Here is a 14,827-nt window from a genome sequence, read left to right as displayed (position 1 = left end):
AACTGATACGCCTGCGTACCCGCTGCGTACCGGCGGCCACGAGCCCGATCTACTCACCCGACAACGAGTAGGGCCCCTGGCCAGTGTTTCCACTGATCAGGGGCCCTGCTGTCGTCTCAACCAACGAGTCGGGGTGGCGGGATTCGAACCCACGACCTCTTCGTCCCGAACGAAGCGCGCTACCAAGCTGCGCCACACCCCGTGGTGACAACCTGCAATAGATTACTACAGGCACCGTCGGAGTCGAAATCCGCAGGTCAGGCCTGAACGGCCTCCGGGGCGATCACGGGGCCCAACTCCACTTCCCGATCGCGCACGGGGGCGCCGACGAGGGTGAGCAGTGAGGCCTCGGGACGGCAGAAGGTGCGGAACGGCGCCCACGGCGAGGTGCCGAGCCCAGCACTCACATGCAGCTTCATGTGCGCACCCCACGCGGAGGCACCCTTGACCCGCGAGCGATCCAGGCCGCAGTTGGTCACCAGCGCGCCCACCACCGGCAGGCACAACTGCCCGCCGTGCGTGTGCCCGGCCAGCGCCAGGTCGTAGCCGTCGCTCGCGAACCGGTCGAGCACGCGGGGCTCGGGCGAATGCGTGAGCGCGAGACGCAGGTCGACGGACTCGTCGGCCCGCCCGGCCACGGTCTCGTACCGGTCCCGGTCGATGTGCGGATCGTCCACGCCCGCAACGGCGATCGTCACCCCACCGGCCTCCAGCCGGCGCTTGGTGTGGGTGGCGTCCAGCCAGCCCCGCTCGGAGAACGCGGCCCGCAGGTCCTGCCAGGGCAGGGGCTCGCCGTGCTGGCGCTCGTGATTCTTGTTGAAGTACTTGGCGGGGTTCTTCGGGGTGGGGCCGAAGTAGTCGTTGGAACCGAAGACGAACAGGCCCGGCCGCGCGAGCAGCGGATCGAGGGCCTGCACCACCGACGGCACCGCCCGCGGGTGCGACAGGTTATCGCCCGTGTTCACCACGAGATCGGGTTCGAGGGCCGCGAGCTCGTGCACCCAGCCCTGCTTGAGCCGCTGGCCGGGCGTCATGTGCAGATCGGAGATGTGCAGCAGCCGCAGCGTGGGCGTGCCCGGCGGAAGGATCGGCAGCGTGTGCTCGCGCAGCGTGAACGCGTTGCGTTCGTACACGCCCGCGTAGGCGGCACCGGCGAGACCGGCGCCGACCAGCGACGCTCCTGCGCGGACCAATGAGGGATTGACTGCCATTCCGCCAGGATACGTCCGTGCCCCGCCCGCGCGCACCGCGTAACTTGTAAAGCATGTCTGAAGTGAAGGCCGCGATCCGCGACGACCTCAAAACCGCGATGAAGGCCAAGGACACCCTGGTCACCGGCACGCTGCGCATGCTGCTGTCGGCGATCCAGAACGAGGAGACCTCCGGGACGGCGCACGCGCTCACCGATGAGGAGTTCCTCAAGGTGGTGGCCCGCGAGGTGAAGAAGCGCGGCGAGGCCGCGGAGATCTTCGCCGCGAACGGTCGCGACGAGCTGGCGGAGAAGGAGCGCGCCGAGGCCGAGGTGATGTCGCGCTATCTGCCCAAGCAGCTCTCCGAGGACGAGCTGAACAGCCTCGTCGACGATGCGGTCGCGCAGGTCAAGGCCGATCTGGGCGCAGACCCGACGGTGCGCAACATGGGCCAGATCATGAAGATCGCCAACGCGAAGGCCGCCGGCGCCGCCGACGGTAAGCGGCTCTCCGCCGCCGTCAAGGCCCGGCTGGCCTGACGGTGGCGTCCGTGCGCCGGGGAGGCGCGGTCTGGCTCTGGGTGCTGGTGTCGCTGGCGGCAGGCGCGGGCGCGATCGCGCTGGACGTCTTCGCGATCGTCCAGACATCGGCGCTGCTCGGCACTCAGGGCTACCCGGGGAACTTCCCGTCGTCCCCGCTGGGGATGCGCACCATCACGGTGATGGTCCTGGCGATCGCCGGGCTGGTGGTGTGCGCGCTGATGGCACTCACCGGGCTGTTCGCACTGTTCGGTGTGCGCTGGGCCGGTCTGGCCTACGCCGCCGTCACGTTCATCGGTTTCATCATCGTGGCCGCCGAGGTACTGCTGGGCATCCCCCGCGAGTACACCGATCCGGTGAGCCAGTACGGCGTGAACCACAACGGCCAGCCCTTGGACGGGCTTCCGATGTGGGGCGGGGTGATCGTGATGTTCCTGCTCCTGGCCTCGCTGATCCTCACCCGCAGCGCGTACCGGTACGCGCTGGCCCGCAGCTCCTCGTCATAGCGCGCCGAGGGCGTAGCCGCCCCACACCGCGACCACGCTGACGCCGAGCGTGCCGAGACCGTAGGCGGCACCGTCGCGGTACCGGCGGTCCCGCAGCAGATTCAGGGTCTCGACGGTGGCCGTGCTGAAGGTGGTGTATCCGCCGCACACCCCGGTGCCGAGCACGGCGAGCGCACTCGCGCCGAGGCTCTGGTGGGCCGCGAGACCCGCGAACAGGCCCAGGAGGAACGAGCCGGTCGCATTGATCACGGCGGTCGACCACACGGACATCCTCGACCGCAGGACGGTGTCCACGAGGAATCGGAGCACGGCGCCGAGCCCGCCGCCCAGGCAGATCAACAGCATCGTCATCGTCGGACCACCGCCGCCCCGGCGAAGGCCGCGACGAGGCCGAGCAGGATCGTCGACCCGGCGTACAGCGCGCCCATCGCGGGCGCCGCGTCGTGGATGTCCAGCGCGAAGGCGCTGTAGGTGGTGAGGCCGCCGCAGAATCCGGTGCCGAGCAGCAGCCGGTAGCGGCGGTACCGCTCATCGTCGGGTCGCTGCGCCAGCGCCTCGGTGAGCGCGCCCAGGAGGAAGGCCCCCGCCATGTTGACGGCGAAGGTGGCCCAGGAGAACGGACTGTGGGGCAGCCAGTGCCCCACCTCGGCCCGCACGAATGTGCCGGCCGCGCCGCCGAGGAAGACGAGCCCCAGGGCGGCGGGCCGGAGATTCGGGTGAATCCTTAGACCTGCGTGGTGAGATCCACGTCGATGTTGCCGCGGGTGGCGTTGGAGTACGGGCACAGCTTGTGCGCCTTGGCCACCAGGTCCTCGGCGGCGGACTGGTCCAGGCCGGGCAGCGATGCGGTGATCGCGGCGTTGATGCCGAAGCCGTGCTCGGTCTTGCCGAAGCCGACCTTCACCGAAACCGAGGCGTCGTCGGGCACGGTGGCGTGCTCGGCGCGCGCGACCGCGTGCACGGCGCCCAGGAAGCAGGCTGCGTAGCCGGCCGAGAACAGCTCCTCCGGGTTCGTCCCCTCGCCGTTGCCGCCGAGCTCGGCGGGCGGGCGGGTGTCGAGGTCCAGCCGACCCGAGTCCGACTTCACGTGACCGTCGCGGCCACCGCCGGTCGCGGTCGAGGAGGTGCTGAACAGCAGTTTCAGGCTCATGTGCGGGGGTTCCTTAGCTCTCTGCAGCGACGATTCCGCCGGGTCCGGCGGTCCATTCGCGACAGTACTCGCATCGCATCGGTCCAGTCCGGGCGAATGAGGACGCGACGATCCCGGTGTGCGTCGTCGTGGTTTGCAATATCATCAGCGCGCTCACTGGCCTCGCCGCCATCGAACGCTCCGACTGACAGGTAGGTACTGCATGTCTCGCCGCCGCTCCACTGGACTCCGGGCACCGCTGCGCGCGGGCGCCGCGCTCGCCGTCGCGGCCTCGGTCGCACTGGCACCGGCGGCGCAGGCCGCCGAGCGTTCCTTCGCTCCGTCGGCCGTGACGACGACGGCGCAGCTGACGGGCACGACGGCCGCTCTGAGCGCGGCGTCCGGCCGCCGACCCCTGCCTCCGCCCACCGACATCGACGATGTGACGTGGCTCCGCGGCATGCTCGAAAGCATGCGGCGCAATGCCACGTTCCTCTGGGAGGGCGGGAGCCTCTTCCCCGACCACACGCCCGGATTCAACGGCACCGTGGAACGCATGCGCACCGCCCTGGACGCCGGCGATGCTGCGGCCGCGTACACGTGGGCGGTGAACTTCGCCGACAGCTACCGGATCGCTTTCAGTAGTTTCGGTGCCGATGCGGTCGATCGGTTCGTCCCGCGGATCGGCCCGGTGGGGGTGGCCTTCGCCGAGGCGTACACGTATCTGCGCCTGGCGAACTCGAATCTCGTGGCGACCGTCGTCGGGGTGCCCCGGATTCTTCTGCAGACCGCGCAGGACGCCGCGCCGTACCTGCGGAACGGGAACATCCTGGGCGTGATGGACGTGCTGAACGGCGGCGCGTACAAAGTCGGCGAGTTCGCACTCGACGGGATCTTCGGTTCGGGTCGTACGGTGTCCAATCTCATTGCGGCCGTCGGTGCGTTCGGGAAGTCGCTGGAGGCGTCGTTCCCGCCACCCGCCTCCGTTGTTCCGCAGTCTGATCCCATCCCCGCGCCGGATGGCGTGGCGCCGATCCCGGCGGTCCGGGAACCCGTCGCCACGTCGACGTCGGCGAGCGACCAGATCGAAGCGGTCTCCACCGCGAACGACGGCGTCAGCGCACCGGCCACCGTCGACGCCACCCCGGCGGAGACCCCGAAGGGGCCGGCCGCTCCCACGACGCAGCTGGACGGTGCCGCTTCCTCCAGCACCGAGCTGCCCGAAGCGGGGGCCGGCACCGGCGGTGCGACGAAGGAGGCGAGGGGCGACTCGCCCGATGCGACCACCGCTGCTTCCGGGGTCGAACCGCCTGCCGACGCACCCTCCGGTTCCACCGACTGACGACGCGACCCGCGACTTTCCGGATCAGCGGGACGCAGCGCAGTCGCCGCAGTAGCCCCAGAAGGTGACCTCGGCCTCGTCGATCACGAAGCCGTGGTCGTCGTCGGGGGTAAGACACGGCGCGGCGCCCACCACGCAGTCGACATCGATGATCCGGCCGCAGTTGCGGCACACCAGGTGGTGGTGATTGTCGCCGACGCGGCCCTCGTAGCGCACCGCCGAACCCGCGGGCTCGATGCGGCGCAGCAGGCCCTTCTCGGTGCACACGCGCAGCACGTCGTAGACGGTCTGCGTGGCGACGGTGCCGAGCTGCGCACGCAGGTGCTCGGCCACGTCGTCCGCGGTCGCGTGCGGGTGGCCGTCGAGGTAGCCGAGTGCGGCCACCCGGGGTGCGGTGATGCGCAGGCCCACGGACCGCAGCCGGTCCTCAGCGGTGGGGCCGTCTGCCATGTCCGTAGGCTACGCCTGATTCTGGAATCATTCCAGTACTTGCGGGAGTCTCCTACCCGCCCGGAGTGAGCGGTTCGGCCGGACGCCCGCGCCAAGTGCGCTTGCCGATGTGCGGGGCGCCCAGGAACTCGTCGATCACCGGCACCAGTTTCGCCGCGTTGGTCACCAGATCGACGTGGCCGCCGGGGTGGGTGAACAGGGTGGCCCGGGGCATCAGCTTCTTCATGATCTTAGCGTTCGCCATCGGGATGATCGGATCGTCCTCACCGGCCATGATCAGCGTCTTCTGCCGGATCGCGGGCAGCGCGAAGAGCGAGGTCCACACCGCGCCGGCCAGCAACTGGTGCACGTAGCCCACCTTCGACCCCGCGTGCAGCTGCTTGATGAAGATCTCGGCCACGTCCTGCCCGTCCTCCCGGACGGTGCCCCCGTACAGCTCGCCCGCGATCTGAGCGCCGTACGTGGGGTCCTTGAACCGCCGCGGGGTCAGCATCTTCCGCAGCACCAGCGGGTTACCGGGGATCATGACGGCGCCGGTCCCCGTGGACACCAGGATCAGCCGGCGGCAGCGCCACGGATTCTGGAAGGCGAACTGCTGCGCCAGCGCGCCACCCCAGGACAGCCCCAGCACATCGACCACGCCGACTCCGAGATCGTCCAGGACACGACCGAGAACCCAGGCCAGATACGGGAATCCGTAGGGCAGCAGCGACGCCGGGGATTCACCGGTACCGGGTGCGTCGAACCGGATCACCGGCCGCTGCGGATCGAGCGCGTCGACGAACGGGTCGAGCACCTCGAGGCTCGCGCCGATGCCGTTGCACACCACCAGCGGCACCCCCACGCCCGGGCGGTAGCGCACCCGGATCCGTTGGCCGCCGGTCGCGATGAAGATGTCCGGCAGTTCCTCGGCCCCGGCCTGATCGGCCGGCGCCCGCTCCTCGTCGGTCATCGGTACAGCACCACCGTCTCCGCGATGCAGGCCGGACGGTCGCCGCCCTCCACCTCGTAGGTGAGCCGGAAGGTGGCCTCGATACCGAAGGGCTTCTCCTGCGCCGCAGCCAGTTCCACGGTGGCCCGGATCTTCGATCCCACCGGGACCGGCGCCGGGAAGCGCACCTTGTTGAGGCCGTAGTTCACCGCCGCGTCGAACTTCTCGACGGTGACCACCTGCCCCACCAGCACGGGCGCCAGCGAGAGGGTGAGGTAGCCGTGCGCGATGGTGCGGCCGTACGGTCCGGCGGCGGCCCGCTCGGGATCGGTGTGGATCCACTGGTGATCGCCCGTGGCGTCGGCGAACAGGTTCACCCGATCCTGGTCGATGGTGAGCCAGTCGGTGGTGCCCATCGGGGTTCCCACCAGACCGAGCAGGTCCGCGGGGGTGGCGACGGTGGTGCTCATGGAAGTCTCCGTATCCGTTGTCGGGTATCAGTTCTCGAGCACGAAGGTGCCGGGTGCCGGGGCCAGCGGCTCGTAGCCGGGGGCGCCCAGCTGACTGGGCGCGTCGACCTCGGCGCCGCTGCGCGCGTTCAGCCATTCCAGGTGGTGCGGCCACCACGAGCCGGCCTGCTTCTCGGCGCTCTCGAACCACTCCTCCGGCGTCTGGCCGTGCACCACGGGCGCGGTGCGGAACGACGACTTCGGGTTACCGGGAGGGTTCACCAGCGAGGCGATGTGTCCGGCGGTCGAGAGCACGTAGGTGTTGTCCTTACTGCCCAGCAGGGCGGCGCTGCGCTCAGTGGCCTGCCACGGGCAGATGTGGTCCGAGATGCCGCCGAGGACGTAGGCGTCGCACTCGATCTTGGACAGATCGACCGGCGTGCCCATCATGGTCTGCTCACCCGGCGTGACCAGGGTGTTGTTCAGCCCCATGAGCACCATGTCCTTGTGCAGGGCCGCCGTCATCCGGGTGGTGTCGGCGTTCCAGAACAGCACGTCGAAGGGCGCGGGCGACTTCCCCTCGATGTAGTTGTTCACCCAGTACCGCCACACCAGGTCGGTGGGCCGCAGCCAGGCGAACATCTCGGCCATGGCGGCACCGTCGAGATAGCCCTGGCTCGCCGAGGTGCGGATCGCCGCGTCCGCCGCCTTCTGGCTGGCGAGCGCCGAGCCGAGGCCGGCGTGGCTCTGGTCGAGCACGGTCACGCCCAGCGTGAGGCCGGCGATGCGGTCGCCGTGCCCGGTGGCGAACAGGTGCGAGAGCGTCATCGAGGTGAGGATGCCGCCGGAGCAGGTGGCGAAGACGTTGGCCTTGTCCGCGCCGGTGATCACCTGGATCGCGTCCAGCGCCCGCACGATCGCGGCACCGTACTCGTCGAAGCCCCAATCCCGATGCTCCGGTGAGGGATTGCGCCAGGACACGGCGAACACCTGCTGGCCGCCCTTGAGGTAGTACTCGATCAGGCTGCGGCCCGGCGCGATGTCCATGATGTAGAACTTGTTGATCACGGGCGGCACCATCAGCAGCGGCACCTCGCGCACCTGCTTGGTCTGCGGCGCGTAGTGGATCAGCTCGAACATCGGGGTGCGCAACACCACCGTGCCCTTGGTGACGGCGATGGTCTCGCCCACCTTGTACGCGTCGGGCTCGATCATCGCGGGGATGCGGGGGTGCTTCGACATGTCCCGCACGAAGGCCTTCGCGCCGCGCACCGCCGACAGGCCGCCGGTGTCGATGAGGGCCTTCCAGCCCGACGGGTTGAGGCCGGGGATGTTGGTGGGTGCGGCGCCCTCGATCACGTTGTCGAGCACGAACCGCATCCGCTCGGCGTCCTTCCAGTCCAGGTCGGCGTCCTCGTAGAGCTGATCGGCGGTGTCCGAGGCGGCCAGGTACGCCTGCTCCACGCGGTGCAGCAGCGGATTCTGGGTCCACGCGGGGTCGGCGAAGCGGCGGTCGCCCTTCTTCGGTGCCCGCTGGCTCTTGCCCGCGGCGATCAGCCCGAGCTCCTTGGCCAGGCCCGCGCCGCGCTCGGCGACGGTGACGGGCTTACCGGCCAGCGACTGCGCCATCCGCGCCCAGGAGGCGTTGGGCATCATCCGGGAGGCGAAGGACTTGGTGGAGTTCACCAGCAGCATGTCGAGCGGGGCACCCAGCTCGTCGGCGTTGGTGAGATCGTCGGTGTTCTTGGCGTCGGTCATATCGTTCAGTCCTCTTCGGTCTCAGGCGGTGAACTGCTCGGGGACGGCGATGTCGCGCTTCTGGACCTTGCCCGTGGCGCCCTTGGGGAGCTCGGTCAGCAGCCAGACGTGGCGCGGGTACTTGTAGGAGGCCACGCGCTCCTTGACGAAATCGCGGATGGCCTCGGCGGTGATCGCGGCACCGGCCTTGAGCGCGACGGCGGCACCGACCTCCTCACCGAGCGTGTCGTGGGGGATGCCGACCACGGCGGCCTCGGCGATCTCCGGGTGGCTGTAGAGCACCTCTTCGATCTCGCGCGGGTACACGTTCAGGCCGCCGCGGATGATCATCTCCTTCTTGCGGTCGACGATGGAGAAGTAGCCGTCCTCGTCGACGATGCCGATGTCGCCGGTGGAGAACCAGCCGTTCTCGTCGATCGACGCCGCGGTGGCCTCGGGCAGGTTCCAGTAGCCCTTCATGATGTTGTGGCCGCGCACCTGCACCTCGCCGCGCTCACCCTGGGGCACTTCATTGCCGCTGTCGTCCACGCAGCGCATCTGCACGCCCTCGATGGGCGTGCCGATGGTGCCGGCCTTGCGCGGCTTGTCCGGGTGGTTGAAGGACGCGACGGGCGAGGTCTCGGACAGGCCGTAGCCCTCCATGATGATCGCGTCGAAGGCCGCCTCGAAGTCGGTGATCACCTGCAGCGGCAGCGCCGCGCCGCCCGAGCCGCAGGCGCGCAGCGAGGAGACGTCGTCGCCCGGCTGCAGGGCGGCGACCAGCGCCGCGTACATCGTGGGCACACCGAGGAAGACGGTCACCTTGTCGCGACCGATCACCTCGATCGCCTTGCGCGGCTCGAATCGCGGGATCAGGGTGAGCGTGGATCCGAAGCGCACGGCGGCGTTCAGTCCGCAGGTGAGGCCGAAGACGTGGAACAGCGGCAGGCACCCCATCACCACGTCGTCACCGGTCAGGTGCAGCAGGGTGCGGCCCGAGATCTCGCAGTTCATGCCGAGACCCTGATGGGTCAGCTCGGCGCCCTTGGGCTTTCCGGTGGTGCCCGAGGTGTGCAGGATGACCGCGGTGTCGCCGCCGTCGCGGGGTTCGACGGCGGAGGCCGGCTCGTGCTTCGCGAGCAGGGTGGCCAGCGCCGCATCGTCGCCGAAATGGCAGGAGGCCCCGGCGGCCTTCGCGCCGGCCTCGGCGTCGTCGGCGAAGACCGGCGTGGCGAACAGGGCCTTGGCTCCGGTGTTGGCCAGGTAGTACTCCACCTCCGCGGCCTTGAGCAGCGGGTTCATCGGCACGGCCACCGCGCCGCGCCGCATGATCCCGTAGAAGACCACCGCGAAGGCCGGGGTGTTGGGCAGCATGATGCCCACCCGGTCGCCCGGTTCGATGCCCTGCTCGGCGAGATAGCTCGCAAAACGCGCCGAGGCCTCATCGAAGGCGGCGTAGGTGTACTCCAGGTCGTCGCACTTGAGGGCGAGGGCGTCCGGCCGCGCAGCGGCTGCGGCAGTGAGGTTTTCGGCGAGGTTCGACATCGGGCGGTCCTTACGCGTCGGCGGTGATTTCGTCTGTATTCAGAGTGACTGGCGACACCATCGGGTGGCTATGGTGACGGAACAACGTTTCGGTCCGTGGGGTGTCACGGCGCACAACGGGCGGGGTCACCGCACTGGGTCGATCGGGGAATCGCGGGTGCGGCCGACGCCGATCCGGGCATCGACCTCGAAGGCGAGGCACAGCTCGGCGAGCTCCCGTGGCGAGTTCACCGACCTCCCGGTCAGCTGCTCCACCCGGCGCAGGCGGTGCCGCACGGTGTTCGGGTGCACGTAGAGCTCGGCGGCGGCGTCCTTGACGTTGCCGTCGTGCGCTACCCAGGCGCGGAAGGTCTCCTGCAGCGGCTCGCGATCGTCGTCGGGCAACCGGTACAGCTCGCGGAGCACGCCGCGCGCCAGGTCGACGGTGGTCTCGGGGGCCGCGATCGCGGCGGTGCCCAGCACCGATCCGTCGAACACCGAGACGCCCGCACCGGGGCCGATCAGCTCGCGGCGCGCGAAGTTCAGACCCTGGGGAGTGTCGCGGAGCTCGGCGAACGGCGCGCTCACGCCGACGCGGCCGGTGGCCACACGGCGCAGCAGGTCGATCACCGCGGCGCGGATCTCGGCGGTCGGCGCGTGGACGATGCCGATCAGCTGGTCGGGCAGCAGGCGCCACGCGGAGTAGGCGTCGAGGGCGCGCAACCGGTCGGCGATACCGGGGAGCGGGTGCCGCCCGATCTCGGTCGCCGCGGCGACGGCCAGGTACGGACCGGTGGTGGGCAGGCGCAGCAGGGTGGCGATCTCCCACAGGCTCTGATCGCTCGGAATCCGGCCCTGCAAAAGGTATTCGGCGAGCACCGCCCGCTCGGCCGCATCGTCGAGCACCTGCTCGGTGGTGCGGTCCCGATGGGCGGCCGCCATCGCATCGACGTACACGTCCTGCGCCTGCCACATGTGCTGCGCGGCGCTGAGCAGGGCCTGGCGGCTCAGTTCGGGGCGCTCGTCCGCGATCACCATGACCTCCTCCCAGATTCGGTGCACGCCGATCCGGTACGCGTGCATGACGGAGGCCAGGGGGACGCCGAGTTCGGCGCGGGTGCGGCCGGTGATCTCGGCCGGCGCGGTGTCGAAGGTGGGCGCGGTGAGCGAGTCGATGATGAAGAGCAGGTTGTCGCGCACGGTGGCGGCGAGCAGCCGGTCGGAGACGATGTCGTCGGTGGCGTAGAACGGGACCTCGGCCCGGATCCGCGCGACGGCGCCGGCCGTCACGATGTCGATCCGCGACGCCAGTTCGTCGCGGATGCACCCGACGTCCGCGACGACGCTCTCCCCTGTGGCGTGGCTCACAGTTGTCGATTGTGGTCGGTCCGTCCCGTTTGCGTACGCGAATTCACGGGCTCGATCGTGGGGTTCAGCGTCGTCCGAGGTCGGCGGGGCGCCGCTACACTCCGCACCATGGATCTGATCCGGCACCTGCGGTTCTTCGTCGCGGTGGCCGAGGAGCAGCACTTCGGGCGCGCGGCGGACCGGCTCGGGATCACCCAGCCACCGGTCTCGGCCGGGCTGCGGCGCCTGGAGGAGGCGCTCGGGGTCACCCTCATCGACCGCAGTCGCCGCGGCGCCGACCTCACGCCCGCGGCGCGCGAGCTGCTCCCCCGCGCCCGGGTCATGGTGGGCGATGCCGACCGCTTCGTCGCCGAGGCGGCCCGGCTCGGCGCGGGGACCGGACAGCGCCGGGTGGCGCTGTGCGATGCGCTCGACGGTGCCACCGCCACGGCGTGCGGCGCGGGGCTGCGCGACGATCCCGATCCGCTCACCCTGTCCGCGGGGCCGTCGCCGCAGCTCGCGCGGGCGGTCGCGGAGGACCTGTTGGACGCGGCGGTGGTCGAGCATCCGGTGCTGTCCGACGGTGCGCCGTCGGGCCCGGTGATCGCCCTGCCGCGCGATTTCCTGGTCCCGGAGGACTTCCGCTCGCCGCGCCTGCGCGAGCTCTCGGGCCTGCAGGTGGCGATGCCGCCGCGCGCGGCGAACCCGCCCGCGGCCGATCTGCTGCTCGACCGGCTCACCGCCCGGGGGATCACGGCGCAGCCGCGGATCTCCGAGACGGAGGCCGCCACCCACGCCGCGGTGGCGGCCGGACTCGCCTTCGCACTGGTCCCGGCCGGTGGTCCCACGCCGCCGGGAACCGCGCGGCGGGCGGCGCCCGATTTCCCGCTGCGGGTGCGCGTGCTGGGCCGCCGCGATCACCGCGATGTCGCGCGGTTGGAGTCGACACTGTGGCGGTTGAGCCGGTGACGGACGATCCGGCCGCCGCGATCGCGGAGGTCTTCGCCGACGCCGGGTGCAACGGATGGCTGCACGCACGGGTGGTGGGTGGCGACGCCGCACTGTCGGTGGGTGGCCACGAACCCGTGGTTCCCGCGTCGGTGTACAAGATCGTGCTGCTGGTGGCGGCCTGTCGGGCCTTCGACGCGGGGCGCCTGGATCCGCGGGCGCGGGTCGTGGTCGATCCGCGGACGGCCACGCCGGGACCCACCGGTATCGCGACCTTCGACGATCCGGTGGAGCTGAGCGTGCGCGATCTGCTGCGGTCGATGATGGCGGTCTCCGACAATGCGGCCGCCGGCGCCCTGCTCACCCTGGTCGGGCTCGACGAGGTGCAGCGCACCGCCCGGGAGTTGGGACTGACGGCGACCACCATCGCCGGCGGCGATGCCGAGATCCAGGCGGCCCTGATGGCGGAGACGGGCACGCGCACCGTCGCCGAGGCCTTCGCGGCGCTGGCCGACGACGATCTGTCGCGCCCGGTGCGGGCGTACGATCCGACCTTCGGCAGCGCCACCACCCCGGCCGATGTCACCTCTCTGCTCGCGGCGATCTGGTCGGATGCCGCCGCCTCGCCGGAGGGCTGCGCGTTCGCGCGATCGGCACTGGCCGGGCAGGCCTTCCGGCACCGGATCGCCTCCGGCTTCGGCTCGGGAGCGGAGATCGCGGGCAAGACCGGCACCCTGGGTGCGCTCCGCAACGAGGCGGGCGTGGTCACCTATCCCGGGGAGCGGCCGGTCGCGGTAGCGGTGTTCACCCACGCCGCGCGCAACGATCCGACCCTGCCCCGGGTCGACGCGGCCATCGGGCGGGTGGCTGCGCTCGCCGTCGGCGCGCTTCGCACACCCATCTACCTGGAGTGATAGCGAATCGCTATCGAAACCCCCGGCGTCGCACTTTGCTCGCTATGGCCCGCTGCGGGTCCACTGGTGGCATGCTCCTGCGCCGCTCCCTCACCCTCGCCGTGTCCGCGGTCCTGGTCGCCGCGGCGGCCGGGTGCTCGGCCGACGATCCCGTGGCGAAGTTCGCCGCCGCACTGTCCGCGCGGGACGCGAACGCCGCCGCCGAGCTCACCTCCGATCCCGCGGCGGCGCGGCCGGCCTTGCAGGCCTCCTTCGACGGCATGGGCACCGCGACGCCGACGGTGGCCGCGGGCCGCGACGGCGATTCCCCCGCCCTGAACTGGTCGTGGTCGCTGCCGCGCAACCGCACGCTGCGCTACTCCGCGCCGGTCACCGCGTCCGGCGGCACCATCACCTGGGCGCCCAGCCTGATCCACCCCGAGTCCACCGCCGGGTCGCGACTGCTGTACTCCGATGAGAAGTCGTACCGGACACCGGTTCTGGACCGGAAGAACAGCCCGTTGATGACCTGGCAGACGGTCACGGTGGTCACCCTGGCGGCCGATCGGGGCGATTCCGCCGATGCCCTCGCCGCCCGCCTGGCCCCCGTCGACAGGTCCGTGACGGCGGCCGGTATCCGCGCCGCGATCGCGGGCAAGTCCGGTGCGGTGCAGGTGATATCCCTGCGCGAGGACGATGCGAAGCGGGTCGGCGATCTGTCCTCGATCCCCGGCTTCCGCGCCCGGGAGGAGGGCCGGTTGCTGACCGCGGCCCCCACGCTGCGCACCCCGGTGGGCAAGGGCTTGGAGGAGCGCTGGCGCAGCGTGGTCGACGATGCCGCGGGTGCGGGCGTGAACCTGGTGGACGGCGCCGGGAATGCGGTGCGGCACATCGAATCCTTCCCCGGAAAGACACCGCAGCCGGTGCGCACCACCCTCGATGCCGGGCTGCAGCGCGCCGCGAACGCGGCCGTGGCGGGCGAGAGCCGGCCGACGATGCTGGTGGCGATCCGGCCCTCGACCGGCGGCATCCTGGCGGTGGCGCAGAACCCCGCCGCCGATCAACAGGGCCCGATCGCCCTGACCGGTCTGTACGCCCCGGGATCGACCTTCAAGACGATCACCACCGCCGCGGCACTCGGCTCGGGGATCACCACCCCGAACGCCATGCTCCCCTGCCCGGGCAAGGCCACCTTCGGCAGCCGCACCATTCCCAACGAGAACGAATTCGCCCTGGGCACGGTGCCGCTGCACACCGCCTTCGCACGATCCTGCAACACCACCATGGCCGGGCTGGGCACCAAGCTCGGCGAGAACCAGCTGACCGAGACGGCGCGGGCCTTCGGCCTGGGCGTCGACTTCACCCTCCCCGGAGCCACCACGGTGACCGGTGCGGTGCCGGTGGCACGGTCCGATGCCGAGCGGGTGGAGGAGTCGATCGGCCAGGGCCGGGTGACCGCCTCCCCCTTCGGTCTCGCAGTGGTCGAGGCCAGTCTCGCGGCGCGCGGCACCGTCCGGCCCGCGCTGTTCGACGGTGAGCCCGCCACGGCGGACGTCCCTCCGCAGCGGATCGATCCGGGGGTCGCGGACGCGCTGCGGGCGGCGATGCGCGAGACGGTGACCGCGGGCACCGCGACCGCGCTGCGCGATATCCCGGGGCTCGGCGGCAAGACCGGGACGGCCGAGTTCGGAGACAACACGCACGCGCACGGCTGGTTCGCGGGCATCGTCGGCGATCTGGCCTTCGCCACCCTGGTGGTCTCGGGCGAGAGTTCGGCTCCGGCAGTGGCGGTGAGTGGCGCGTTCCTCCGAGGCGCGGGCGGCGACCTGCCCTGACGCACTT

At 70.8% G+C, this 14,827-nt stretch carries 16 protein-coding genes and 1 tRNA gene; 6 read left to right on the top strand and 11 right to left on the bottom strand.

From position 1 onward, the window contains the following. Nucleotides 1-128 precede the first annotated feature (128 nt). Nucleotides 129-202: transfer RNA gene (locus TTY48_RS10465), tRNA-Pro, on the bottom strand. A 55-nt stretch (nucleotides 203-257) separates the two neighbouring features. Continuing rightward, a complete protein-coding gene (locus TTY48_RS10460; protein WP_220657427.1) occupies nucleotides 258-1,211 on the bottom strand; it encodes a metallophosphoesterase in 954 nt (317 codons plus the stop codon). Nucleotides 1,212-1,264: 53 nt separating this feature from the next. Between TTY48_RS10460 and TTY48_RS10455 the strand changes: the two genes are divergently transcribed. Then, entirely contained in the window at nucleotides 1,265-1,729 is a 465-nt protein-coding gene (locus tag TTY48_RS10455) for a GatB/YqeY domain-containing protein (RefSeq protein WP_220657426.1), read from the top strand. Between the two features lie 11 nt (nucleotides 1,730-1,740). After that, nucleotides 1,741-2,235, top strand: coding sequence for a hypothetical protein (locus TTY48_RS10450; RefSeq protein WP_220657425.1), 495 nt, complete (start codon nucleotides 1,741-1,743; stop codon nucleotides 2,233-2,235). Here the strand turns inward: TTY48_RS10450 and TTY48_RS10445 are convergent. From TTY48_RS10445 to TTY48_RS10435, 3 genes are read right to left on the bottom strand one after another with little or no spacing between them, the layout of a single operon-like run. After that, the gene (locus TTY48_RS10445) at nucleotides 2,230-2,586 is read right to left on the bottom strand and encodes a CrcB family protein (RefSeq protein ID WP_255585621.1); all 357 of its coding nucleotides are present in this window, start codon (nucleotides 2,584-2,586) and stop codon (nucleotides 2,230-2,232) included. The two genes, TTY48_RS10450 and TTY48_RS10445, sit on opposite strands and share 6 nt — an antisense overlap. Further along, entirely contained in the window at nucleotides 2,583-3,020 is a 438-nt protein-coding gene (locus TTY48_RS10440; RefSeq protein ID WP_255585620.1) for a CrcB family protein, read from the bottom strand. Before TTY48_RS10440 ends, TTY48_RS10445 begins: the two co-directional genes overlap by 4 nt. After that, complete coding sequence (locus TTY48_RS10435; protein ID WP_220657424.1) at nucleotides 2,960-3,385, bottom strand: organic hydroperoxide resistance protein; 426 nt, start codon at nucleotides 3,383-3,385, stop codon at nucleotides 2,960-2,962. Before TTY48_RS10435 ends, TTY48_RS10440 begins: the two co-directional genes overlap by 61 nt. A gap of 202 nt (nucleotides 3,386-3,587) precedes the next feature. Here TTY48_RS10435 and TTY48_RS10430 point away from each other — a divergent pair, with 202 nt between their 5' ends. Further along, on the top strand, nucleotides 3,588-4,706 hold the full coding sequence (locus tag TTY48_RS10430; protein ID WP_220657423.1) for a hypothetical protein: 1,119 nt from the start codon (nucleotides 3,588-3,590) through the stop codon (nucleotides 4,704-4,706). A gap of 24 nt (nucleotides 4,707-4,730) precedes the next feature. Here the strand turns inward: TTY48_RS10430 and TTY48_RS10425 are convergent, their stop codons facing one another. The 6 genes from TTY48_RS10425 to TTY48_RS10400 form a co-directional block, all read right to left on the bottom strand. After that, nucleotides 4,731-5,156 (bottom strand): Fur family transcriptional regulator, encoded by a 426-nt coding sequence (locus TTY48_RS10425; protein ID WP_220657422.1) that lies wholly within the window; start codon nucleotides 5,154-5,156, stop codon nucleotides 4,731-4,733. Nucleotides 5,157-5,208: 52 nt separating this feature from the next. Beyond that, nucleotides 5,209-6,108, bottom strand: coding sequence for an alpha/beta fold hydrolase (locus TTY48_RS10420; RefSeq protein WP_255585619.1), 900 nt, complete (start codon nucleotides 6,106-6,108; stop codon nucleotides 5,209-5,211). Beyond that, the gene (locus tag TTY48_RS10415) at nucleotides 6,105-6,557 is read right to left on the bottom strand and encodes a MaoC family dehydratase (RefSeq protein ID WP_220657421.1); all 453 of its coding nucleotides are present in this window, start codon (nucleotides 6,555-6,557) and stop codon (nucleotides 6,105-6,107) included. The genes TTY48_RS10420 and TTY48_RS10415 overlap by 4 nt, the downstream gene beginning before the upstream one ends. A 27-nt stretch (nucleotides 6,558-6,584) precedes the next feature. Continuing rightward, a complete protein-coding gene (locus TTY48_RS10410) occupies nucleotides 6,585-8,294 on the bottom strand; it encodes an alpha/beta hydrolase (protein WP_220657420.1) in 1,710 nt (569 codons plus the stop codon). 21 nt (nucleotides 8,295-8,315) lie between these two features. Further along, nucleotides 8,316-9,818, bottom strand: coding sequence for a long-chain fatty acid--CoA ligase (locus TTY48_RS10405; protein WP_220657419.1), 1,503 nt, complete (start codon nucleotides 9,816-9,818; stop codon nucleotides 8,316-8,318). 126 nt (nucleotides 9,819-9,944) lie between these two features. Then, a complete protein-coding gene (locus tag TTY48_RS10400) occupies nucleotides 9,945-11,165 on the bottom strand; it encodes a CdaR family transcriptional regulator (RefSeq protein WP_220657418.1) in 1,221 nt (406 codons plus the stop codon). Nucleotides 11,166-11,273: 108 nt separating this feature from the next. Between TTY48_RS10400 and TTY48_RS10395 the strand changes: the two genes are divergently transcribed. The 3 genes from TTY48_RS10395 to TTY48_RS10385 all read left to right on the top strand — a co-directional run bounded on the left by TTY48_RS10395 (nucleotide 11,274) and on the right by TTY48_RS10385 (nucleotide 14,820). Continuing rightward, nucleotides 11,274-12,113 (top strand): LysR family transcriptional regulator, encoded by an 840-nt coding sequence (locus tag TTY48_RS10395; RefSeq protein ID WP_220657417.1) that lies wholly within the window; start codon nucleotides 11,274-11,276, stop codon nucleotides 12,111-12,113. Continuing rightward, entirely contained in the window at nucleotides 12,110-13,006 is an 897-nt protein-coding gene (locus tag TTY48_RS10390; RefSeq protein WP_255585618.1) for a serine hydrolase, read from the top strand. Before TTY48_RS10395 ends, TTY48_RS10390 begins: the two co-directional genes overlap by 4 nt. Nucleotides 13,007-13,077: 71 nt before the next feature. Beyond that, on the top strand, nucleotides 13,078-14,820 hold the full coding sequence (locus TTY48_RS10385) for a penicillin-binding transpeptidase domain-containing protein (RefSeq protein ID WP_220657415.1): 1,743 nt from the start codon (nucleotides 13,078-13,080) through the stop codon (nucleotides 14,818-14,820). Nucleotides 14,821-14,827 lie beyond the last annotated feature (7 nt).

Origin of the sequence: Tsukamurella sp. TY48 (genome assembly GCF_019656655.1) — a bacterium.
Classification (GTDB): Bacteria; Actinomycetota; Actinomycetes; order Mycobacteriales; family Mycobacteriaceae; genus Tsukamurella; species Tsukamurella strandjordii.
This window is presented reverse-complemented; position numbering and strand designations above follow the sequence as displayed.

Coding starts and splice junctions, on each gene's coding strand:
- TTY48_RS10460 (WP_220657427.1), bottom strand. CDS start 1,211: ATGGCAGTCAATCCCTCATTGGTCCGCGCAGGAGCGTCGCTGGTCGGC.
- TTY48_RS10455 (WP_220657426.1), top strand. CDS start 1,265: ATGTCTGAAGTGAAGGCCGCGATCCGCGACGACCTCAAAACCGCGATG.
- TTY48_RS10445 (WP_255585621.1), bottom strand. CDS start 2,586: ATGACGATGCTGTTGATCTGCCTGGGCGGCGGGCTCGGCGCCGTGCTC.
- TTY48_RS10435 (WP_220657424.1), bottom strand. CDS start 3,385: ATGAGCCTGAAACTGCTGTTCAGCACCTCCTCGACCGCGACCGGCGGT.
- TTY48_RS10430 (WP_220657423.1), top strand. CDS start 3,588: ATGTCTCGCCGCCGCTCCACTGGACTCCGGGCACCGCTGCGCGCGGGC.
- TTY48_RS10425 (WP_220657422.1), bottom strand. CDS start 5,156: ATGGCAGACGGCCCCACCGCTGAGGACCGGCTGCGGTCCGTGGGCCTG.
- TTY48_RS10420 (WP_255585619.1), bottom strand. CDS start 6,108: ATGACCGACGAGGAGCGGGCGCCGGCCGATCAGGCCGGGGCCGAGGAA.
- TTY48_RS10415 (WP_220657421.1), bottom strand. CDS start 6,557: ATGAGCACCACCGTCGCCACCCCCGCGGACCTGCTCGGTCTGGTGGGA.
- TTY48_RS10410 (WP_220657420.1), bottom strand. CDS start 8,294: ATGACCGACGCCAAGAACACCGACGATCTCACCAACGCCGACGAGCTG.
- TTY48_RS10405 (WP_220657419.1), bottom strand. CDS start 9,818: ATGTCGAACCTCGCCGAAAACCTCACTGCCGCAGCCGCTGCGCGGCCG.
- TTY48_RS10395 (WP_220657417.1), top strand. CDS start 11,274: ATGGATCTGATCCGGCACCTGCGGTTCTTCGTCGCGGTGGCCGAGGAG.
- TTY48_RS10385 (WP_220657415.1), top strand. CDS start 13,078: ATGCTCCTGCGCCGCTCCCTCACCCTCGCCGTGTCCGCGGTCCTGGTC.